We start from the raw sequence: 21,367 nt of genomic DNA, 5'->3' as shown, positions 1-21,367 counted from the left end.
CGCCGGAGTGATTCGGCAGCCTGTTTTGTTATGTATGTTATTGATGATAATTGAGAGCCTGAGCGAGATTGGACTTGATCGTAATATCTGAGAAATTAATGCCGAGCTGTACGGCGGTTTGAGCCATTTCCGGCCTGATTCCGGATAAAGTGGACGTGACGCCGATCAGGTTCAGCGCCTCAATTAATTTAAAAATCTGATGCGCCACCATCGTATCGACAACCACTACACCCGACAGGTCAATAAACAGATGTTCAATCAGCCGTTTGGCACATGTGCTCAGCGTATTTTCAAGAATGAATTTGGCGCGCTCCGTGTCAATATCGCCGACAAGCGGCAGCAGCGCCGTCCGTTTGCTCAGCGTGATAACCGGCGAGCTTAACTCCAAAATCATTTCTCTTTGCGCGTTCAGCTGCATTTTTGAGTTATGCTCGGCATGATCGACAAACGTGTAAATCGTAAAATCAAATACTTGTACAATTAAATTCTCCCATTTCTTCCTTTCTCCCTGTGCAAACGAAGATTCATGTTTATCGGCAAACGCATCATAATAACTGATGTATAGTCTCCGGTTTCTCATAAATTCACGGACCACATACTGGACGGGTGTATCCAGATGCTTCTGGTCTTTCGCGAGCTCAATCACCCACTGCTCGAACTCTTCTAAAAATTCTTTTTGCGGCATAATATACATTTTATTAATATGCCGGTAAAATTCTTTATCCTGCTCCGTCAGTTCTTCTGTGATGACAGGATTTGTCAAAGAATAAATCGAATTCGGATCCGAATCTTCCATCGTTTCGATCCACTCTTTCGCAATTTGATCCACTTGTTCTGAAAAATAGTTGTATAATGCTTCACTTATCTTCATATCTCTTCTCCTTTCCCATTTCCAATTATAGCGTCAGCGGGTCATGAATGAAAATGAAAGCTGTCAAACTATCCATATATTTGAAATTTTTTAGTACGATAGATTACGCCTTTTTTATGAAAATGCTTCAAATGACTCTTTCCGGCCGGCATGCTCTGCCATAAAATAGTAGCAACACCCTTGTATCCACTCGCAAGCATAAAAAAGGAGGGCTTTTTTATGAATGGTGAAATGCATTTGATTCCTTATGTCACGGATGAACAGATCATGGATGTGAACGAGCTTCCTGAGGGGATTAAAGTGATTAAGGCGCCAGAGTTGTGGGCAAAAGGGTTTAAAGGCAAGGATATTAAAATCGCGGTGCTTGACACAGGCTGCGACATCAATCATCCTGATTTGAAAGACCGGATTGTCGGCGGGAAAAACTTCACCGATGATGACGGAGGCAAAGAAGACGCGATTTCCGATTATAACGGACACGGGACACACGTTTCCGGAACGATTGCCGCCAATGATTCAAACGGCGGAATTTCGGGTGTCGCGCCGGAAGCAAGCCTTTTAATCGTTAAAGTTCTCGGCGGTCAAAACGGCAGCGGCAAATACGAATGGATCATTAACGGCATCAACTACGCCGTTGAACAAAAGGCCGATATCATTTCCATGTCACTCGGCGGGCCAAGCGATGTGCCTGAATTGAAAGAAGCCGTCACAAATGCGGTAAAAAGCGGTGTTCTGGTCGTTTGCGCAGCAGGAAACGAAGGCGACGGAGACGAGCGTACAGAGGAACTGTCGTATCCGGCCGCTTACAACGAAGTGATCGCAGTCGGATCAGTCTCAATCGCCCGTAAATCGTCTGAATTTTCAAACGCAAATAAAGAGATTGACCTGGTGGCTCCGGGAGAAAATATTCTCTCCACCCTTCCCAACCATAAATACGGGAAGCTGACGGGCACTTCAATGGCCGCCCCGCATGTGAGCGGAGCACTTGCCTTAATAAAAGGGCTTGAACAGGACGCGTTTCAGCGGACGCTTTCTGAGGCTGAAGTCTACGCCCAGCTCGTGCGGCGGACCCTTCCTTTGGACATCTCCAAAACATTGGCCGGGAACGGATTTCTGTATTTAGACGCGCCTGAAGTGCTGATGGAAAGAGCCGAACAGGCCCAGCTGCTGTCTTTCTGATATTTTTCTCGTATAATGATTAATCAGCTTGTCATATCACCAATTTTTAAATTGTGAGATTTTCTATTGACAGTGATCTGAATAAGCTGATAAGATAACCAACAAATGATGTAACTTTTCAAAAAAATTGAAATATTTTCTCTTATCGAGAGTTGGGCGAGGGATTGGCCTTTTGACCCCAACAGCAACCGACCGTAATTCCATTGTGAAATGGGGCGCGTGATTTTTGCGCCGAGACGACTGTCTCATAAGGCACGGTGCTAATTCCATCAGACGTGATCTGAGAGATAAGAGAGGCTTGCATTTTGAAGTTAAAGCCTCTTTCTCTCATGAGAAAGAGGCTTTTTTGTTACATCTCACTTAAAGGAGGAAACTTAATGACAACAATCAAAACTTCGAACCTCGGTTTTCCGAGAATCGGCTTGAACAGAGAATGGAAAAAAGCGCTTGAGGCTTATTGGAAAGGTAACACTGATAAAGAAACGTTTCTTAAAGAGCTTGACGGTTTATTCTTATCAGCTGTCAAAACACAGCTTGACCAACATATCGATATCGTGCCGGTCTCTGATTTCACCCATTATGACCATGTGCTTGATACAGCCGTCAGCTTTAACTGGATTCCGGAAAGATTCCGCAGCATCACGGATCCCGTTGATACATACTTTGCGATTGCCCGCGGTGTAAAAGACGCCGTTTCCAGTGAAATGACGAAATGGTTCAATACCAACTACCATTACATCGTTCCTGAATATGACGAAAGCATTGAATTCCGTCTGACGAGAAACAAACAGCTTGACGACTACCGCCGGATCAAAGAAGAATTCGGAGCGGAAACAAAACCTGTCATCGTCGGTCCGTACACATTCGTCACACTTGCGAAAGGATACGAAGAATCAGAAGCGAAAGCGATTCAAAAGCGCCTTGTTCCTCTTTATGTGCAGCTGCTGAAAGAGCTTGAAGCAGAAGGCGTCAAATGGGTTCAGATTGATGAGCCTGCCCTTGTGACAGCTTCTTCTGAAGATGTCCGCGCCGCCAAAGACCTCTATGAGGCGATCACAAAAGAGCTTTCAGGACTGAATGTCCTCCTGCAGACATACTTCGATTCGGTTGATGCATATGAAGAACTCGTTTCTTATCCTGTACAGGGAATCGGGCTTGACTTCGTACATGATAAAGGCAGAAACCTTGAGCAGCTGAAAAAGCACGGCTTCCCGAAAGATAAAGTACTGGCAGCCGGTGTGGTCGACGGCCGGAACATTTGGAAAATCGATGTTGAAGAACGCCTTGACGCGGCTTCGGATATCCTCAGCCACGCTGATGTTGAGGAGTTATGGATTCAGCCTTCAAGCAGCCTTCTGCACGTGCCGGTGGCGAAACACCCTGACGAGCATCTTGAAAAGGATTTGCTGAACGGCCTGTCATACGCTAAAGAAAAACTGGCGGAACTCGGCGTCTTAAAAGAAGGGCTTCTGTCCGGAAAAGCGGCCGTCAGTGAGCAGATCGAAGAATCAAAAGCGGCACTTAAGGCTTTAAAAGCATTCGCAACAGGAGCGAACTCAGCTCAAAAAGAAGAGCTGAATCAGCTGACGGAAAAAGATTTCTCCCGTCCGGCAATCTTTGAAGAACGATTGGCGCTGCAGAATGAATCACTCGGTCTCCCCCTTCTGCCGACGACGACAATCGGAAGCTTCCCTCAATCTGCCGAGGTGCGGAGCGCACGGCAAAAATGGCGCAAAAAAGATTGGACTGATGAACAGTACCAAGCCTTTATTAATGCGGAAACGAAGCGCTGGGTTGACATTCAGGAAGAAATCGGCTTAGACGTGCTCGTTCACGGAGAATTTGAGCGGACGGACATGGTCGAATACTTCGGTGAAAAACTGGCCGGATTCGCCTTTACGAAATATGCATGGGTGCAGTCTTACGGTTCACGCTGCGTACGTCCGCCTGTCATTTTCGGAGATGTCGAATTTATCGAACCGATGACGGTAAAAGATACGGTCTACGCCCAATCGCTGACGGAAAAACACATGAAAGGCATGCTGACGGGACCTGTCACCATCTTAAACTGGTCATTCCCGCGTGTGGATATTTCAAGAAAAGAAATCGCCTTCCAGATCGGGCTTGCCCTCAGAAAAGAAGTAAAAGCGCTTGAAGATGCCGGTATTCAGATTATCCAAGTGGATGAACCCGCGCTCCGCGAAGGACTGCCGTTAAAAACGCAGGATTGGGATGAATATTTAACTTGGGCCGCAGAAGCATTCCGGTTAACGACGTCTTCTGTGCAAAATGAGACGCAGATTCATACGCATATGTGTTACAGCAACTTTGAAGATATCGTAGATACGATCAATGATCTTGACGCGGATGTCATTACAATCGAACACAGCCGAAGCCACGGAGGATTTTTAGAATACTTGAAAGAACATCCTTACGTGAAAGGCCTCGGACTCGGTGTATACGACATTCACAGCCCGCGTGTGCCGGCAACTGAAGAAATCTATCAAATTATTGATGACGCGCTTGAAGTGTGTCCGACTGACCGCTTCTGGGTAAACCCGGACTGCGGACTGAAAACAAGACAGCAGGAAGAAACCGTTGCGGCATTAAAAAATATGGTCGACGCCGCGAAACAGGCACGAAAAAAACAAGCTCAGCTTGTATAATGAAAACAGCCATCCGCAAATCGCGGGTGGCTGTTTTCATTATACAAGGGGGGAATAGGATATCTACTCTTTTTTCTCAAACGTGAGGTTTCCGTGTTCCCAACTACCAGTACAATCAGAGATGTTTCAAATTGAGAAAACTCCAACTGTTTCACAATATTTAAAAGCATTAAAATAAAGATAAAATGATGATAACAAGGTTAGCGAATAGTTGACGCTGGTTAAATTGTGAAGCGCCTCTTTGTTATGAAACTAGAGTGTTAAGACTTGACTCTTTCATCATCTTTAACAAATAAATCAATTTTTTTAATTAAACTTGGAATTTCCCCATCAACTTGGAGATCATCTTTTGTAATAAATTGAAGTATCTGTACAGGAGAAATAGAGATTTTCCATTCGCTTTGTATATATTTATTTATACTTGAAATTAACTCTTTTCCAGGTACAACAGACAAGCGGTAAAATAAATCGCTCCAATTTTCCTCAAATTCATTAGTTTTATTAGCAATTATGGTTGCCACTGAGATTCCGCTATTCTTTTTCCTTTCAATTTCATTATGGATTAATTGTCCCATAACATAATTTTTTTTATCATCTGTAACTTCTAAAAGAATATTTTCCGTATTGAATTCTTGAACTACCTCTGTTTGAATTCTCTTAGCTCTTGCTTTTAATTTTGCTGTGATAGCTTTACCTATTGCTGAAGGTATCAATAAATAGTTTTCTATCTCTTTCTTCTCTAGCACATGAATAAACGAAACTTTATTACTAAGATTTCTCTTAAGGTCATTTACTTGTTCAACAGTTTTGTAGTCTCTATCAAACAAGCATGAAACCATTATTTTCTCACGTAAAACTCCTGAAAAAGCCCAATCTGCGTGTCCAATTTTCTCCCATTGCGAAGCCCCATTAATAGGTATAACGGTTAACTCACCACTATTAAATAACGTAAGATACCCTAATATCTTTGCGAACTTTTCTAAGTATTTACTATCTTGACCTTCTACAAACAACACTCGTTTACCCCTTGCCAATCGTGTTAAATGAATATTCTGGGTAGATCCTAATATTTCAACAACATCTTGCAATCCTATAAGATCAGTTAATCTTTTTGCAAACTTCTTTCTTTTTTCAATAACTAGAACTTCATCTGGTTCTACTTCGTTTATAATTTCAATTGAATGTGTAGCTATAACAACATTCACTTGCAAATCCCTTAATATTGTAATGAGCTTTCTTTGCAAATCTGGATGTAAATATATCTCTGGTTCATCAATTACAATCAAGTCTGCACTCTTAGATTTAATTAAATGTGTCAATAATTGTAACCAAATTTGAAAACCATTACCTGATAAAAAAACTTCTCTTGGTATCCTGTTTTCATAACAAAACATAGTTAAATCATTTGAAAGCAGATCAGTCCTTTTAGGCTGTTCTATACTCATACCTGACCATGTTTTTTCTAAAATATCTTTAAATTCATTAAAATCCTCCTCATCGTGGTACCAAATGTTCCTAAATAGTCGAGGTGCGCGATGGCTACTTTTGAACCTGCTAACGTAGTCTATTTCCCTTACTTTCTCATCTTCTTCCAATGGTCCCAAAGTGGGTACTATTGAAAGATTTAAAGGAAACGTCTGTTTAAAGGCAGTTGTACTTTTTATCGTCTTAGTCTCTCCTTCAGTGTATAGTAAGGGTTCATTATCTTTAGTAAATTCTATTATCAATGTCTTTTTGCCGGAAAATCTATACTCTATTACAGTAGGCTCCTCACTATAGTCAGTATGAATAAATTTCAAATTGATTGGTATACTTGTTTCTGGGATATAAAGTCCAGATACCACTTTACCTCTAGTATTTTGTAAAGTCTTTAGTTTATACTTAGAAGCATATCTATATGACCCTGCTAACACCTTTAACCCATCAATTACAGTTGATTTTCCACTATTATTAGGACCCACCAATATATTGAAATCATTAAATGAAACAGAGAAATTCTCATGTGTCTTAAAGTTTTTAAATTTAATTGATTTTAGCAATTAAAGCACCCTCACTAAATTGTTTTATGATAATATTACCATGAAATTATTCCCGTTGAAATAAGAGGGATTCCTACTTTTAAGTCTATTATTTGAAGCATTTAAATAAGTTTTTCCATCATATAGATTTAAAACGTCCCATTGTATACCTTGTTTTTAAAGATAACCTAAAGAGTTATTCCAAGAACATTTCCTAACAAAACATATCCCTATCTCTTTAAAAAGTTAGTAGTACTATTACATATAAACCTCCTCCAAACTTGGGTGAGTATAAACTAATCTATAAGATTCATGGTTTAGAACCTCTTAGAAATCTATATTCTTTTTGTTGTTTAACTGATTAATTTTTATTAATGCCATGCTCAATACATGTAAGCAATGATCCGACATCCCATGCTGAAGTAACCGCGATTCAGATGCGGTCCGGACGCTTCAAACATATCAGCTTGACGATTACGTGATTTACACAAGCTGTGAACCCTGCCATGTGTTTAGGTACCATTTATTAGGTGAAACCATAAGCAATTTATTACGCTTCCAGCCACCCAGATGCCTCCGAAGCAGGCTTCAATGACACTCATATATGATGAAATCAAAAACTGTGGTATAACCTGCTCAATTGCAGGTTTATTTTTGTATGCTCAATTGGTTAATGAAGGGAATCAGAAACTTGGACAGAATCCGTGAATATAATGATACAGTACTGCTTACGCTCATTTCGGGGAACTTTGTTCGTAATAAAATGATTTTCAGCCAACTCATAAGGAGGGACATTGTGTCACAGCCTAATTTGCCCAATATCACCCCTGTCGTTACACTTTCCAGAGACGATACCATTAACCTTCTTCTTTCGTCAATTGCTATGGAAGAACTGGAAATGGCACATATTCTGAATGCAGAAGGGAAAAAAATCCAATACGCGCTCGGAACGATTCCCGGATTAACAGGACCCCCGTCAAGTCTTGCTGATATTCTTAACCTGAATGAGAGCGTCCGTGATACGCTTGACAGCTTAATGAAACAGGAGCTTCTTCTCGGTTCAAAATTGGACAGTATCTCAAATATCCCTACACTGGCGGGACCGACTGGTGCTACGGGGCCGACGGGACCAGCCGGCGGGCCCGCAGGACCTACGGGAGCAATCGGACCGGCCGGAGCGACGGGGCCAACCGGACCGACGGGGGTCACCGGTGCGGGTCTTCAAGGGATTGTTGCTTTTAATCCGCTGATCGCCCCCACTTACACAACCGGACAGGTTGTCTTGTATAACGGCAGCTCTTACGTCGCAAATGTAAACAGCCCGGCGGGAACCCCTGGAGCCTCAGCTGACTATACACTTTTAGCTGCGGCGGGAAGCACCGGCGCTACTGGCGGCACCGGACCGACCGGGATCACCGGAACAAGTCTGACAGCAACTTCCGGCTATGCGAGCAATACGGGCGGCGGTGTTGTCGCAGTTATTGCCGGCGGCACGACCATTTCCTTACCGAATGAACAAAACCTTTCTGCAGATATTACGGCTAATGCCGCAAATACCATATTTACCGTTGCTCCGGCGGGACGGTACTATATCTCCTACCATATTAATTTAACGGCCGGCCTGCTTGTAAGTTCGCGTATTTTAATCAACGGCACTCCTCCTGCAAGTTCGATTATCGCCCCGGTCGCGTCTTTGGCAAACTTTAATAACTCCTTTATTGTGACTTTGCCAGCAGGCAGCACCATCCAGCTTCAGCTGTTCGGATTATTGGGTGCGGCCACATTGCTCGGAGGAAGCGCCGGTGCAGCTTTAAACATTATTCGATTATCTTAATGGAACATGCAAAAAAAGGATCAGGCGTTTGTCCGCTGATCCTTTTTTAATTGAGACAGAAGCTCTTGTGCGGGTTTAAATTGAGGATTGAACTTCACCGATTTTTTGGCGTAAGCGATGGCCGTCATATCATGGTTTAATGCAGCATGGCATTTCGCCATATAATAAAAAGCTCTGAAATCGGCGGCACCTTTTAAAATGAAGTGATCAGCGTTTTCTCCTTCAACCTGCGTTCCGTTTTCAAATGCTTTGATTGCCGCTCTGTACTTTTCCAAATGATATAATACAAGGCCTTTATAATAATGAAGATTGCTGTAATCAGGATATAGCTTGAGCACTTTTTCAATCCCTTGTTCGGCTTCTTCATACCGTTTGAGCTCAAGCAATATTGTATATTTCAAATAATACAGGAGAGACGGAGGCATTCGTTTTTCGCTTAAAAATTGAAAAATTGAGCCGTTGACAAGATGTAATGCTTTTTCATAGTCTTTTATTCTGTAGCATTCACTTGCCAAATGATAGACAAGCCACGGATCAGGATTTTCCTCTGAAAGCTCTTCATTTAAAATGCTGATATTCCGTTTATGTTTTTGCTTGATCTTTTCTTCCTGCTCCAAGTAGCCGTAGTGATGAATCACACATGGGAGCGTGAAAAAAGCATGGTTTTCTTCCTCATTGGGAGCCGAGATATTCTCGTGAATTCTGCCTTGATACAGAAGGCCTTTATGATTGCGGAACAGTCTCGGCTGCATGCTTTCAAACGCTTCGTTTTCATCGAGCTGCTTCCCCGTATAATTGATGATTTTCAAAAGCCCCCGGCTCGGTAATCCGTCATGAAGCAGCGAAGTTAAAAAGCGGCCCGTCTCCTGATCGAGCTCTTCATCCGCGTCAAGCACTAAAATCCAATCTCCTTCGGCATGCTGCAGGGCGTAATTTCTGGCCTTTGCGAAATCATTCTCCCATTCGAAATCAAACACTCTTGCCTGAAAGCTTTTGCATATATCTTTTGTATTATCTTGTGATCCGGTGTCTGCGATGACGATCTCATCAACGATGTCTTGTACACTTGATAAACAACGGGAGATGTATCTCTCCTCGTTTTTCACAATCATGCAAAGAGTCAGTTTACATTCAGCATTTCCGCTCATTTTCTCACCTTTCCCGATTTTGGAGTTGTTGATTGAACCAAGGCCGTTCAGGAGTGCCGTTCATCGTTATGATGACAGGCCGCACCCATCTGACGGCAGGTTCGGCAGTTTCCGCATCCCATTCCTGAAGCTGCCTGACAGCCCGCTTCGTAATGGGATGCGCCCGGAATTCGCGCGGGCTTTCAAAAATGAATTTTTTCGTTCGTTCCGTAACTGTCTTCATTTCAAGAAAGTGCCGCTCATACATCTGCTTCTGCTCTTCTTCCAGGCTGATCATTAAAAACAGACGGCCGCCTGTTTCCATCTGCCAGCGGCACAATGCGGAGAACAGCCTGATTTCTTCTTTGTAATTTGAACCCCTTCTTTTATCCACGGTCACAGATAATATATGTAACAGCGCAATCGTGAGACAATGCATGGCTTCAAAAGATGCCTGTTTCGCTTTTGAAATGCTTGGATACGGCATATGCTTCACCCGTCTCTTTTTTTATGAACGCTCCCCGCCTTTTTTCTTCCAACCGCAGTCCTCACAATCCCCGCACTCACAGCAGCCAATGCGGCCGTAAAACAGGCCGTCACACGGATCTTCCGGATCACTGGGATCGTCTGGATTCCACGGGTCATCAGGATCGCCCGGATCACTCGGATTACTTGGGTCGTCCGGATTCCACGGGTCATCAGGGTCGCCCGGATCACTCGGATTACTTGGGTCGTCCGGATTCCACGGGTCATCAGGATCGCCCGGATTACTCGGATTGCTTGGGTCGTCCGGGTCCATACAGGCTTCAGAATCCTGTAAGAAGATAATGTCCTCAAGCTTCGTCTGCAAAAGGAGTTGTGATTTCATGACGGTGCGCAGGAGCCGTTCAGTGCTTCTATTGATTGATGACAATTCCTCCAAAGAGGGATCGCCGGAAGCGCCGAGAAACATTTGAATCCTTTCCGCTTCCGCCTGCAGAATATGGGATAGTCCGATTTCTTCCATAGCCACGGATGAAAGAAGGAGGTTCAGGGTCTCACATCTGGAGAGTGTAATGTCGGGGGTGATGTTCGGTATGTTTGGAAGAGACATCGATATCTCCCTCTTTTCTCTTGGTGTCATTATGCAAAAGTGCTATATCGTATTCTTATTCCGGGAGAGAAGAGATCATTACTGATGTTTTCGTTAATAAAATATCCCGGATATAAAATCCGGGATATTCGTTCGTTGATTTATTTTAATTCAAGTTTGACGTCTACATTTCCTCTTGTTGCTTTTGAATACGGACAGAACTCGTGAGCAGCCTGCACAAGCTTCTCCGCCGTTTCTTTGTCAAGATCTTTTGTATCAATGACGAGCGTTACGCCGATTTTGTAACCTCCGTCACTCTCATCTTTTAAAAGGCTGACCTGTCCTTCAATTTCAGAGGTCATGTCGATTTTTTGTTTTTGAGCGGCGAGCTCAAGCGCTCCCCCGAAGCAGGCAGCATATCCTGCCGCAAAGAGCTGTTCAGGGTTTGTGCCGGTTTCTCCGTCTTTTTTTGCATTCGGCATGATGATGTCAAAATCCAGCACCCCGTCTTCGGATTTAATATGTCCTGCCCGTCCGCCGACTGCGGTCGCTTTTGAAGTAAATAATGCCATTATTATCAGCCTCCTCATTGTACTTACTGTATATATTGCCCCTGCTCATATTTTTAAACATGATTGCAATAGGAAATGGGCCGTTTTTCGGCTACAATAGGGGTAACGTTAACAAACAAAGAGTTGGTGAAAGAAGTAATGGCAGAAAAAGAATTTGAACATATGAAACTGGAGAATCAGCTTTGTTTTTTGCTGTACGCAAGCTCAAGGGAAATGACGAAGCGGTACAAACCGCTGCTTGATAAGCTCAACGTAACTTATCCCCAGTATTTGGCGCTGCTTTTATTATGGGAACACGAAGAACTGAATGTGAAACGGATGGGTGAGCTTTTGTACCTGGATTCCGGAACGCTGACACCGATGCTGAAACGGATGGAGCAGCACGGTATCATCATGAGAAAGCGATCGGCTGAAGACGAGCGGTCCGTGACGATCAGGCTCACAGATGAAGGACGGGCCTTGCAGAAAACAGCGGCGGATATTCCCATTGCCATGCTGGAACAGACGGGACGGTCAAAAGAGGAATTAAAGCAGTTAAAGCAGTCGCTTTATGAGGTTTTGAATACGCTGCACGGCAAAAAATAAGGATGCCCCGAATGGGCATCCTTATTTTTATTCTGCTGCCAGAAGCTTCACTTCAATATTTCCCGCTGTCGCTTTTGAATACGGACAGACACCGTGCGCTTTTTGGATAAGGGCTTCAAGCTCCTGTTTATCAATGCCGGATGCTTTGACCTCAAGCGTAACGCCTAGTTTATATCCTTGGTCTGCTTCATCTTTCAGCAGACTGACATGCGCAGTGACCTCTGTTTCAATACTCAGACGCTCTTTTCTCGCTACGAGCTGAAGAGCGCTGTCAAAGCAGGCTGAATATCCTGCGGCAAACAGCTGTTCAGGGTTTGTAGCATGTTCGAGCCGTTTCGCTCTTGGCGTTCCCGGCATGGCAACATCAAGATTCAGCACTCCGTCAGAAGACGTGACTTTCCCTTCACGTCCGCCAGCGGCTGATACGGTTGCAGTAAATAATGGTTTTGTCATCTAAATTCACCTCTATTATATTGTGTACAATTTAATATTACACAATATAATAGAGGGCGTCAATCTTTCCGCATAAAAAAAGCCTACCCTTTTTGAAGGATAAGCTTAAAAGATTATACCCGGATTTGTCCGTTTCCTTTAATGATGATTTTTGTAGATGTTAACGCCGGAAGTCCCATCGGCCCTCTCGCGTGAAGCTTTTGCGTGCTGATGCCGATTTCGGCTCCGTATCCGAATTCAAAACCGTCCGTAAACCGGGTTGAAGCATTATGATACACGGCGGCGGCATCAACGGCGGTCTGGAAGTAAGCTGCATGCTCGGCGTTCTCCGTCAGAATGGCTTCTGAATGGTTTGTGCCGTACTGCTGAATGTGGCGGACCGCCTCCTGTACGTCCTGCACCGTTTTCACACTGAGAATCGGCGCCAGGTACTCCGCTCCCCAATCGGCTTCTTCTGCTTGTTTCGCTTGAGGCTCCAGCCCGCAAATCACCTGATCTCCTCGGAGCTCCACGCCTTTTTCTGTCAGCTGATTCAGCAGCTTTCGGCCGTGTTCTTCAGCCCATTTTTCATGAATCAAAAGAGATTCAATCGCGTTGCAGACCGAAGGACGCTGTGTTTTGGCATTGATGACGACCTCGCTTGCCATTTGAGGATCTGCTGACTCATCTATGTACACGTGGCAATTGCCCGCTCCGGTTTCTAAAACGGGTACGGTTGATTCCCTGACCACAAGATCAATTAAATTTTTACCGCCGCGCGGGATCAATACATCCAGCCCGTCATTTAATGTAAAGAGCTGTTTGGCGGTTTCTTTGCTTGTATCTTCTATGAGCTGAACGGCATCAATCGGAAGCTTTGACAGCCCGAGTGCGCGTTTCATCACACTGACAAGCGCTATGTTGCTGTGGATGGCGGAAGAACTTCCTCTGAGCACAACCGCGTTTCCGGTTTTTAAGCAGAGTGTGGCCGCGTCTACGGTAACGTTCGGTCTGGCCTCATAGATCATGCCCACTACTCCGAGGGGCACGCGGATTTTTTCAATGGATAATCCATTCTCTTTTTGAATGGTCTCCAGCGACTCACCGACGGGATCTTCAAGACCGATTAACAGTTCCACGGCGTCCGCGATATCGAGCAGGCGTTTTTCATCAAGAGTCAGCCTGTCAATAATGTCAGGTGTCAGTCCTCTGTTCCGTCCCGCTTCAATATCTTTCTGATTCTCTGTTAAAATCAGCCGGCGTTCATTTCTGAGTCCGTCTGCAATACATTGGAGCGCTTCGTTTTTTTCAGCCGTCGTTTTCATGACCATTTCGGCAGCCGCTTCTTTTGCCAAAGCCGCTTTTTGCAATACTTCACTCATTTGTGTTCCCCCTCGTCAAATAAATTCACCCAATCATCTCTGTGAATCACTTCCACCTGCTTCGTTCCTGAAAGCTGGTCGCTCCGCTTCCCTTTGACTTCTAAAATTTCATCGGATGAGTACTGCGTCTGCCCTTTGCCGATAATGCCGCCGGGTCCTCTGACTTCCACTACGGCCCCTTTCGGAAAACTGCCGCAGACATCGGCGACACCGGCCGGGAGGAGACTTGACCCGTTATGGATCATCGCCTGCTCCGCTCCCCCATCAATGATGATTTCCCCTGATATCGGAGAATGAAACATGATCCATTGCCGTGTATTATTCACTGAGGACAGGTCTTTATCGCCGATATATGTGCCGTCGCCTTTTCCGTCTAAAATTCCCATCAGTTTTTCCCGTCCGGAGCCGGTTCCGATAAACACCTTCACCCCGAGCGACAATGCGGTCTGGGCGGCGAGAAGTTTTGACTTCATGCCTCCGGTGCCGACCTTTGAGCCTGCTGATCCGGCATACCCGAGCAATTCTGGTGTGATGTCATTCAGATAGTCGAACCGCTTTGCGTCCGGGTTTTCATTCGGATTGGCATCGTACAGCCCGTTAATGTCTGTGAGAATCATTAATTGGTCTGCATGAATCAAACCGCTTACAAGCGCCGACAGCATGTCGTTATCACCGAACGTCAGCTCTTCAACTGATGTGGAATCATTCTCATTAATAATCGGCACGACGCCGCGCTCCAACAGTTCCATTACAGTAGCATAGGCATTTCTGTACCGCTCTCTTTTTGAGAAATCATTTCTTGTTAATAAAATTTGTGCCGGCGTCAGACCGTATCTTTTTAAATGGTCCATATATTGCTGCATTAAAAGCGTCTGGCCGACTGCGGCAGCTGCCTGCTTTCCTTTTATCGTAACGGGTCGCGACGGATAGCCGAGAGCGGAAAAACCCGCTGCCACCGCGCCTGAGGTAATGAGGATCACTTCATGCCCGTTTTCTTTTAATAAAGAAATGGCTTCCGTATGTTCCTTGATTTTTGCTTCATCAATACTTCCGTTACTGTTGGTGAGCGAGCTGCTCCCGATTTTCACAACAATTCTTTGTTTTTTCATCGTTTCTCCTCCGTGGCAATCAATCCAAACCGGCTCTCGTCAATAAAAAAAGCCCATTCCGTCCTGAAAAATAAGGACGAAATGGGCTTTCCGTGGTACCACCTTGTTTGAACGCGTTTTTCACGCGTCCCGCTTTCCTGTAACGCCAGGTTATCGCGCCTGAGTTTTCCCCTCAGGACTCCAAGGCAGGTTCGGCAGGTTTCATGCGGCAAAATGTTTCAGCGGGCCATTTTGCTCTCTGTCACAGAAAGTTCTGCGTACTGATCCTCTTCAACGCTCAATGATTTTTTTATATTATGCAAAGAAAACAGGTTCTTGTCAAGACATTTTCATCCATAAAAAACAGTCCGCCTCCCCGGCGGACCGTCATTAATTAAATACGATCGTTTTGTTTCCGTGAACGATGACGCGGTCTTCCAGATGCCATTTTACGGCTCTTGCCAACACGCTCCGCTCAATCGTTCTCCCGATATTCTTCAGATCCTCTGCGTGATCTCTGTGATCGACGCGTTCAATATCCTGTTCAATAATCGGCCCTTCGTCAAGATCGTCCGTCACATAGTGAGAAGTCGCGCCGATTAATTTCACTCCGCGCTCATAAGCCCGTTTATACGGATTAGCGCCGATAAAGGCCGGCAGAAATGAATGGTGGATGTTAATAATCCGATTCGGATGGGCAGATACAAAATCAGACGTCAAAATCTGCATGTAGCGGGCAAGAACGATCACATCAATCTTATACCGCTCCAGCAGCTCAAGCTGGCGCCGCTCCACTTCGGCGCGGATGTCTTTGTTAGCTTTCATGTAATGGAACGGAATATTCAGCGGTTCGACCACTTCTTTGGCCTCTTCGTGGTTGCTGATGACGACCGCAATTTCGGCCATCATATTGCCGCTTTGCCATTCCCAAATCAGTTCATGAAGGCAGTGCAGCTCCTTCGATACAAAGATCGCCACTCGCTTCAGCTCACTTGCCAGAGACAGGCTCCATGTCATGCCGAATGTCTGGGCGATTGAGGCGAAAGCCTGCTGTAAGTCCTCTTTTTTCTCACGAATGCCCTTGCAGTCGAATTCGATCCTAAGAAAAAACCGTCCGCCTTCAGGGTCAGTCGTATATTGATTTGATTCAATAATATTCGCGCCGTGTTCAAACAAAAACGCCGACACGGCCGATACAATTCCCGGCTGGTCAGGGCAGCTGACGAGCAGGCGCCCTTTTTCCTCATTCCCGCGGCGGTATTCTTTCAGCCGCTGTGTCATATATGAATTCATCTGTTTTAATCCCTCGTATCTTCATAATTCGTAACTTACTAATAGATTATACTGAAGATTTGATAAAAATCAATTTACGAAAGAATTTTCAGCCCTACGGCAGCGCATAAAATAAGCGCAATGAAAAAGATGCGCTTCGCATCCTTCTGCTCGCCGTAGAAAAGAATGCCGGCTAGTGCGCCGCCCGCTGTGCCGATACCGGTCCAGATCGCATAGGCCGTGCCCATCGCAATCGTCTCCATCGCATAAGAAAGCAGGGAAAAAGAAGCCGCAAATCCGACGATTATGAAGAGAATCCACTTGAATTTCTTTTCTTTTTGAAATTGATTCATTAAAATGACCCCGAGCATTTCACAAAGACCCGCGGCTATCAGGCTGATCCAATGCATTACACCTTCTCCTCCTTCGTCTCAGGCTTATCCTGTGTGACCAGCTTTAACCCGATGACACCGATCAGCAAAACGCCGATCAGCACGATTTTCACCGGATCGGCCTGTTCTTTGAAAAGCAGGATTTCACTGAGCACGGTGCCCGCTGTTCCGAGCCCGGTAAAGACCGCATATACCGTTCCTACGGGGAGGCTGTCTGTCGCCTTGATTAATAGATAAAAACTGATGATGATTCCCGTAATCGTGCCGCTCCACGCCAGTGCCGAATCAGCATGTTTCAGGCCGGTGACCCATACCACTTCAAATACGGCCGCTATGACCACTAAACCCCATTTCATGTTCTTCACCCTTTCTGTATCCGGACAATACAAAAAAGCCCGGATAGTCGTCTCACATGAGATTGACTCTCCCGGGCTTTTTTCCCTCCGTGCGCATATGCGGGATATGTCCGCATATGTGTTTTCTCTCGGACCAGGCCATGTATGAACATGCGGAACCCTAGAAAACATGTCTGTTCGTATCATACTACATTTCGCCGAAACGTTCAACGTCAGATGTGATGTCAAAAACCGTCAGCTGCCTCTCCCATTTGGTAACGGTCTCACCGGGCACCATGCCGATTTTTTCCGCGACGCGGACGGAGGCAGCGTTTTCCGGATCAATCAGCGCCGCTATGCGTCCGTATTGCTGCGTGTGAAAACCGTAGTCCAGACAGGCGTTCGCCGCCTCTGTCGCATAGCCGCAGCCCCAGCGGCGGCGGGCAAACATATAGCCGATTTCCATCAAAGTGTTCCCGTTTACCGTCTGCGGAACGATTCCGCATTGACCGAGAAATGCGCCCGTCTCTTTATCCTCTGCGATCCAAAGACTGACGCCGTATCCTTTCGCCAATCGTTTGTTCCAGGCAATCCATTCCTTCGTTTCCCGTCTGCTTTTAAGAGAAGGATAATATTTCATGACCTCTCTGTCGGTAAACAGCCTGTACAAATTTTCTTCATCGTCATCCCGCATAGTCCGCAGACGGATACGCCCGGTTGTCAGGATGGTGCCGGAAGACTTATGTTTCATCATGCACGCCACGTCTCCTTTCCCTGTAATAGATTATGGATCCGGCAGGAAAAGTCCTTTCTCAGCATAAAAAAACCGCTTTTTAAAAAAGCGGTTTGACGATTACCAAGGTTTATCTGTTCCGAGCGCCTCGGCCAGGGCCTTGCTGTGTTTTAAGCGGTTTTTTCGTTCTCCGGCGCGCTGAACGGCCGTATTGTGAAGCATGACTTCTTCCTCGGTTTCCGGCACGATCCGCGGAACGGGTACCGATTTCCCGTTTGAATCAAGCGCGACAAAGGTCAGAAACGACGTTGCCGCAAGCTCGCGTTCGCCCGTCATCAGATGTTCTTTAATGACTTTGACAAACACCTCCATAGACGATGTGCCGACCCATGTGACGTAAGATTCAAGGCATACGGAATCCTGTTGGCCGATGGGGCGCAAAAAATCTACAGAATCCATTGAGGCCGTGACTGTTTCACACCGGCAGTGGCGGGCCGCGGAAATTGAAGCGATATCATCAATGTAGCTCATCAGCTTTCCGCCAAACAGCGTATTGTGATTATTCGTATCAAGCGGAAAAACCCTGCTTGTTTTAACAACCCTTGTTTCTTTGCAAAATCTTGATTCTGGCAACTTCATATTATTTAAACTCCCCTTTGGTGTCTGGTCGTTTTGACTCATTCATCTGTACCCTATTAAACAATACTTTGACCGTTTTGTCTAAAATTTTAAATATTAAGTTGGTTAGATATTCTCTCATAAATGTTTCATTATTCATCACATCCGGGAATAATAAACGCACATTGAATACCGATAGGAGGATATCACATGAACGTATCCATTCCCAAATCCACGCGAAAACCGGCTTGCCGCAGTGAGTTTGATGCTTTGCAGACAGTCATCTTATGCCGGCCGGAACACATGGCCATCAAGGATATTATTAACGGAACGCAGAAACATTTCAAACAAGAAAATATTAACATACCCGTTGCCCTCAAACAGCATAGTGAGTTTATTGACATTTTAAGATCTCATCAGATTGAAGTCGTCCTGCTGCCTGCCGATCCCGCATTGCCTGAGCAGGTATTCACCCGGGATATCGGATTTGTCTTAGGCGAGACGGCGTTTATTTCAAACATGGCGGCTTCAGTCCGGCAGGGGGAAGAAAAAGTGTTTCAAGACCTGCTTGACAATAAGAAAATCCCCTATACGCGACTGAAAAAAGCGAACATTGAAGGCGGCGACATCTTGATCGCAGACGGCACCGTTTACGCCGGGCTGAGCAAGCGCACGGATAAAGCGGCTGTCCGGGAGCTGCGGGAGGCGCTGCCGGAGATGACGGTTGTGCCGATCCCTCTCAAGGAGGATTTCTTACATTTGGACTGTGTATTTAATATGATCTCGGAAACGGAAGCGCTATACTGCAAAAATGGCTTGCGGCAGAAAGAAATTGATCTTCTCTCCGAACGTTTTGAGATGATAGAAGTGCCTGAAGAAGAGCAATTCACGCTCGGCCCGAATATCCTGTCAATCGGCAATCAGACAATTATCAGCCTGCCGCAGCACCGTCATACGAACCGCGAGCTCAGAAAAAGAGGTTATACGGTCATTGAAACCGAGTTTTCCGAAATTATTAAATCAGGCGGTTCCTTCCGCTGCTGCACCTTGCCGCTGGTCAGAACATCTTAAACATTTACAAGGCAGTTTCCTTCAAGATACGTTAATATAGAGAAGACAAGACTCTAAAGGGGGAAACCGAATGGCTAAGTACATAGGATACGCGGGAACATATACAAAAGGCGGAAGCGAAGGCATTTATTGTTTTGAACTTGATACAGAAGCGAAACGGCTCAGCCGGCCGAAGCTGGCAGCAAAGCTCGGCAATCCGACATACGTCACTCCGAATTCTGATAACAGCATGCTGTATTCCATTGAAAAGGCAGACGGAAAAGGCGGCGTCGCAGCCTATCAGATTCATCAGAACAGCGGGGAATTAACTTTTGTGAACCACCAGCTGATTGAAGGCCCGTCTCCATGCCACGTCAGCATTGATGATAAACATGAATATGTGTTAACCGCTAATTACCACAGCGGAAAAGTGCACGCCTTTCCCGTCAATGAGGACGGAAGTCTGCAGGAGCCGGCTGCCGAAGCCGCTCATACGGGAACAGGTCCTCATGAAAGACAAGAGAAACCGCATACCCATTTCGCAGGCTATACACCTGAGCATAACTACATTGCAGCCGTCGATTTAGGGACGGATACGCTTTATACTTACCAAATGAAAAACGGTTCGCTCACAGAGGTGAAAACTCACTCTTTCGCACCGGGTTCAGGGCCGCGCCACATCGTTTTCCATCCGGCGGAAAAATACGCCTATGTCATGACGGAAATCAGTAATGAAGTCATCGCGCTTGAATACAACCCGACCTTAGGTGAATTCAGAGAGCTTCAGGTCATTTCCGCTTTGCCTGAAGGCTTTACGGACAAATCGCAAGGCAGCGCGATCCGCATATCTAAAGACGGCAGATTTCTTTATGCCGCCAACCGCGGACATGACAGCATCGCTATCTTTAAGATCAACCAATATTCCGGTGAATTGTCTCTTATTGAATGGGTGCCGACAGAAGGCAACTGGCCGCGTGATTTCGCGTTTGACCCTTCCGAGACATTCCTTGTCGCGTCAAACGAAGAAACGGGAAATCTGGTTTTGTTTGAACGTGATCCGGAAACGGGCAAATTGACTCTTCTCCAATCTGACATTCCGGTTCCGTATCCGGTCTGCGTGTCATTTCTGCATCAGGTTTAATCAAAAAAGAAAGCTGACTTTATATTGTCAGCTTTCTTTTTTGTATAAATGGCAGGCGACAAAACGCCCCGCCTTCACTTCTTCAAGCTCAGGCGTTATCTTACCGCAGAGCTCCATCGCTTCAGGACACCGCGTCCTGAATACACAGCCGCTCGGCGGGTTAAGGGGGCTCGGCAGCTCCCCTTTCAGAATAATCCGTTCACGCTTGTCCTCAAGAAGCGGATCAGGAATCGGGATTGAGGATAAAAGCGCCTTCGTATAAGGGTGAAGCGGTTCCCGGTAAAGCGCAGCGCTTTCTGTAATTTCCATCATGCGGCCCAAATACATCACGCCGATCCGGTCGCTGATATGCTTGACCATTGATAAATCGTGGGCGATAAATAAAAATGTCAGCCCTTTCTCTTTCTGAAGCCTTTTTAAAAGGTTGACGACCTGAGCCTGTACCGACACATCCAGCGCGGAAATCGGCTCATCCGCCACGATAAATTCGGGATGCAGAGAGAGCGCTCTGGCAATCCCGATTCTCTGCCTCTGTCCGCCGCTGAATTCGTGGGGATACCGGCTGCCGAAATCCGGATGGAGCCCGACAGCTTCAAGCAGTTCATCCGCCATCATCAGACGGGCTTTTTTTGTATTGTAAAGATTGTGAATTTCCATCGGCTCCATAATAATTTCCCTTACGGTCAGGCGCGGATTTAACGAGGCGTAAGGGTCTTGGAAAATCATCTGCAGCTTGCGGAAGAAGACCGACCGCTGTTCTGCCGCGGCACGGTGTATATCCGTCCCTTCATATGATACCGAACCGGCCGTCGGGTCATACAGACGGAGAATAACCCTTCCGAGCGTCGATTTACCGCATCCCGATTCTCCGACAAGTCCGAATGTTTCCCCTCTTTTAATGTGAAAGCTGACACCGTCGACTGCTTTTACGGCTTTCTTTCTTCCTGCGTCAAAATGCATTTTCAGCCCGCTGACTTCAAGGAGCGGAGATGCCGTCATT

21 protein-coding genes, 2 riboswitches and 1 other annotated feature are annotated in these 21,367 nt (G+C 45.8%); of the genes, 6 read left to right on the top strand and 15 right to left on the bottom strand.

Features of this window, described 5'->3' with window-relative positions:
- Positions 1-37: 37 nt before the first annotated feature.
- Entirely contained in the window at positions 38-871 is an 834-nt protein-coding gene (locus G4O42_RS06660; protein WP_032874668.1) for an STAS domain-containing protein, read from the bottom strand.
- Between the two features lie 219 nt (positions 872-1,090).
- Between G4O42_RS06660 and G4O42_RS06655 the strand changes: the two genes are divergently transcribed.
- Together G4O42_RS06655 and metE are read left to right on the top strand one after the other, a co-directional pair.
- On the top strand, positions 1,091-2,050 hold the full coding sequence (locus G4O42_RS06655; protein WP_032874666.1) for a S8 family peptidase: 960 nt from the start codon (positions 1,091-1,093) through the stop codon (positions 2,048-2,050).
- A 139-nt stretch (positions 2,051-2,189) separates the two neighbouring features.
- A riboswitch (SAM riboswitch) is annotated at positions 2,190-2,344 on the top strand.
- A gap of 83 nt (positions 2,345-2,427) precedes the next feature.
- Entirely contained in the window at positions 2,428-4,716 is a 2,289-nt protein-coding gene (gene metE / locus G4O42_RS06650; protein ID WP_032874663.1) for a 5-methyltetrahydropteroyltriglutamate--homocysteine S-methyltransferase, read from the top strand.
- A gap of 260 nt (positions 4,717-4,976) precedes the next feature.
- Here metE and G4O42_RS06645 read toward each other — a convergent pair whose 3' ends face one another.
- Positions 4,977-6,755 carry an AAA family ATPase gene (locus G4O42_RS06645; protein WP_032874661.1) on the bottom strand — a complete coding sequence of 593 codons (1,779 nt, stop codon included), beginning with the start codon at positions 6,753-6,755 and terminating at the stop codon, positions 4,977-4,979.
- Positions 6,756-7,530: 775 nt separating this feature from the next.
- On the opposite strand from G4O42_RS06645, the gene G4O42_RS06640 reads away from it, so the two are divergent.
- The gene (locus tag G4O42_RS06640; RefSeq protein ID WP_032874659.1) at positions 7,531-8,568 is read left to right on the top strand and encodes a BclA C-terminal domain-containing protein; all 1,038 of its coding nucleotides are present in this window, start codon (positions 7,531-7,533) and stop codon (positions 8,566-8,568) included.
- Between the two features lie 20 nt (positions 8,569-8,588).
- On the opposite strand, the gene G4O42_RS06635 is transcribed toward G4O42_RS06640, so the two are convergent.
- From G4O42_RS06635 to ohrB, 4 genes are all read right to left on the bottom strand, one after another.
- Entirely contained in the window at positions 8,589-9,716 is a 1,128-nt protein-coding gene (locus G4O42_RS06635; protein ID WP_032874657.1) for a glycosyltransferase, read from the bottom strand.
- A gap of 4 nt (positions 9,717-9,720) precedes the next feature.
- Positions 9,721-10,182 (bottom strand): hypothetical protein, encoded by a 462-nt coding sequence (locus G4O42_RS06630; RefSeq protein ID WP_032874655.1) that lies wholly within the window; start codon positions 10,180-10,182, stop codon positions 9,721-9,723.
- A gap of 21 nt (positions 10,183-10,203) precedes the next feature.
- A complete protein-coding gene (locus tag G4O42_RS19940; protein WP_029325870.1) occupies positions 10,204-10,788 on the bottom strand; it encodes an alpha-helical endospore appendage domain-containing protein in 585 nt (194 codons plus the stop codon).
- A gap of 140 nt (positions 10,789-10,928) precedes the next feature.
- Positions 10,929-11,339, bottom strand: a complete 411-nt coding sequence (ohrB, locus tag G4O42_RS06620; protein ID WP_029325869.1) for an organic hydroperoxide resistance protein OhrB — start codon at positions 11,337-11,339, stop codon at positions 10,929-10,931.
- Positions 11,340-11,414: 75 nt separating this feature from the next.
- On the opposite strand from ohrB, the gene G4O42_RS06615 reads away from it, so the two are divergent.
- On the top strand, positions 11,415-11,924 hold the full coding sequence (locus tag G4O42_RS06615; RefSeq protein WP_032874653.1) for a MarR family winged helix-turn-helix transcriptional regulator: 510 nt from the start codon (positions 11,415-11,417) through the stop codon (positions 11,922-11,924).
- Positions 11,925-11,951: 27 nt separating this feature from the next.
- On the opposite strand, the gene G4O42_RS06610 is transcribed toward G4O42_RS06615, so the two are convergent.
- The 8 genes from G4O42_RS06610 to G4O42_RS06575 all read right to left on the bottom strand — a co-directional run bounded on the left by G4O42_RS06610 (position 11,952) and on the right by G4O42_RS06575 (position 18,197).
- On the bottom strand, positions 11,952-12,377 hold the full coding sequence (locus tag G4O42_RS06610) for an organic hydroperoxide resistance protein (RefSeq protein ID WP_007407231.1): 426 nt from the start codon (positions 12,375-12,377) through the stop codon (positions 11,952-11,954).
- 113 nt (positions 12,378-12,490) lie between these two features.
- The gene (proA, locus tag G4O42_RS06605; protein WP_015417313.1) at positions 12,491-13,738 is read right to left on the bottom strand and encodes a glutamate-5-semialdehyde dehydrogenase; all 1,248 of its coding nucleotides are present in this window, start codon (positions 13,736-13,738) and stop codon (positions 12,491-12,493) included.
- Positions 13,735-14,847: a glutamate 5-kinase gene (gene proB / locus G4O42_RS06600; protein ID WP_032874651.1), complete on the bottom strand. Its 1,113-nt coding sequence runs from the start codon at positions 14,845-14,847 to the stop codon at positions 13,735-13,737. The genes proA and proB overlap by 4 nt, the downstream gene beginning before the upstream one ends.
- Positions 14,848-14,916: 69 nt before the next feature.
- Positions 14,917-15,130 (bottom strand) — a binding site (T-box leader).
- Positions 15,131-15,216: 86 nt separating this feature from the next.
- Positions 15,217-16,119, bottom strand: a complete 903-nt coding sequence (purU, locus tag G4O42_RS06595) for a formyltetrahydrofolate deformylase (protein ID WP_007407234.1) — start codon at positions 16,117-16,119, stop codon at positions 15,217-15,219.
- A gap of 74 nt (positions 16,120-16,193) precedes the next feature.
- A complete protein-coding gene (locus tag G4O42_RS06590) occupies positions 16,194-16,508 on the bottom strand; it encodes a DMT family transporter (protein WP_032874649.1) in 315 nt (104 codons plus the stop codon).
- Positions 16,508-16,846 (bottom strand): DMT family transporter, encoded by a 339-nt coding sequence (locus G4O42_RS06585; RefSeq protein ID WP_032874647.1) that lies wholly within the window; start codon positions 16,844-16,846, stop codon positions 16,508-16,510. The genes G4O42_RS06590 and G4O42_RS06585 overlap by 1 nt, the downstream gene beginning before the upstream one ends.
- 66 nt (positions 16,847-16,912) lie before the next feature.
- A riboswitch (guanidine-I (ykkC/yxkD leader) is annotated at positions 16,913-17,021 on the bottom strand.
- A 12-nt stretch (positions 17,022-17,033) separates the two neighbouring features.
- Complete coding sequence (locus G4O42_RS06580; protein WP_032874645.1) at positions 17,034-17,579, bottom strand: GNAT family N-acetyltransferase; 546 nt, start codon at positions 17,577-17,579, stop codon at positions 17,034-17,036.
- A 99-nt stretch (positions 17,580-17,678) separates the two neighbouring features.
- Entirely contained in the window at positions 17,679-18,197 is a 519-nt protein-coding gene (locus tag G4O42_RS06575) for an acyl-CoA thioesterase (protein ID WP_021493808.1), read from the bottom strand.
- A gap of 189 nt (positions 18,198-18,386) precedes the next feature.
- Here G4O42_RS06575 and G4O42_RS06570 point away from each other — a divergent pair, with 189 nt between their 5' ends.
- Together G4O42_RS06570 and G4O42_RS06565 are read left to right on the top strand one after the other, a co-directional pair.
- Positions 18,387-19,247 (top strand): dimethylarginine dimethylaminohydrolase family protein, encoded by an 861-nt coding sequence (locus G4O42_RS06570; RefSeq protein ID WP_032874643.1) that lies wholly within the window; start codon positions 18,387-18,389, stop codon positions 19,245-19,247.
- A 70-nt stretch (positions 19,248-19,317) separates the two neighbouring features.
- Positions 19,318-20,367 (top strand): lactonase family protein, encoded by a 1,050-nt coding sequence (locus G4O42_RS06565; protein ID WP_024085204.1) that lies wholly within the window; start codon positions 19,318-19,320, stop codon positions 20,365-20,367.
- A 27-nt stretch (positions 20,368-20,394) separates the two neighbouring features.
- On the opposite strand, the gene G4O42_RS06560 is transcribed toward G4O42_RS06565, so the two are convergent.
- Positions 20,395-21,366: an ABC transporter ATP-binding protein gene (locus G4O42_RS06560; protein WP_032874640.1), complete on the bottom strand. Its 972-nt coding sequence runs from the start codon at positions 21,364-21,366 to the stop codon at positions 20,395-20,397.
- Position 21,367: the final 1 nt, after the last annotated feature.

Source organism: Bacillus sp. LUNF1 (assembly GCF_011008975.1).
Lineage (GTDB): Bacteria > Bacillota > Bacilli > Bacillales > Bacillaceae > Bacillus > Bacillus velezensis.
The sequence above is the reverse complement of the archived record's forward strand: the minus strand, read 5'-3'. Positions and strand labels throughout refer to the sequence as shown.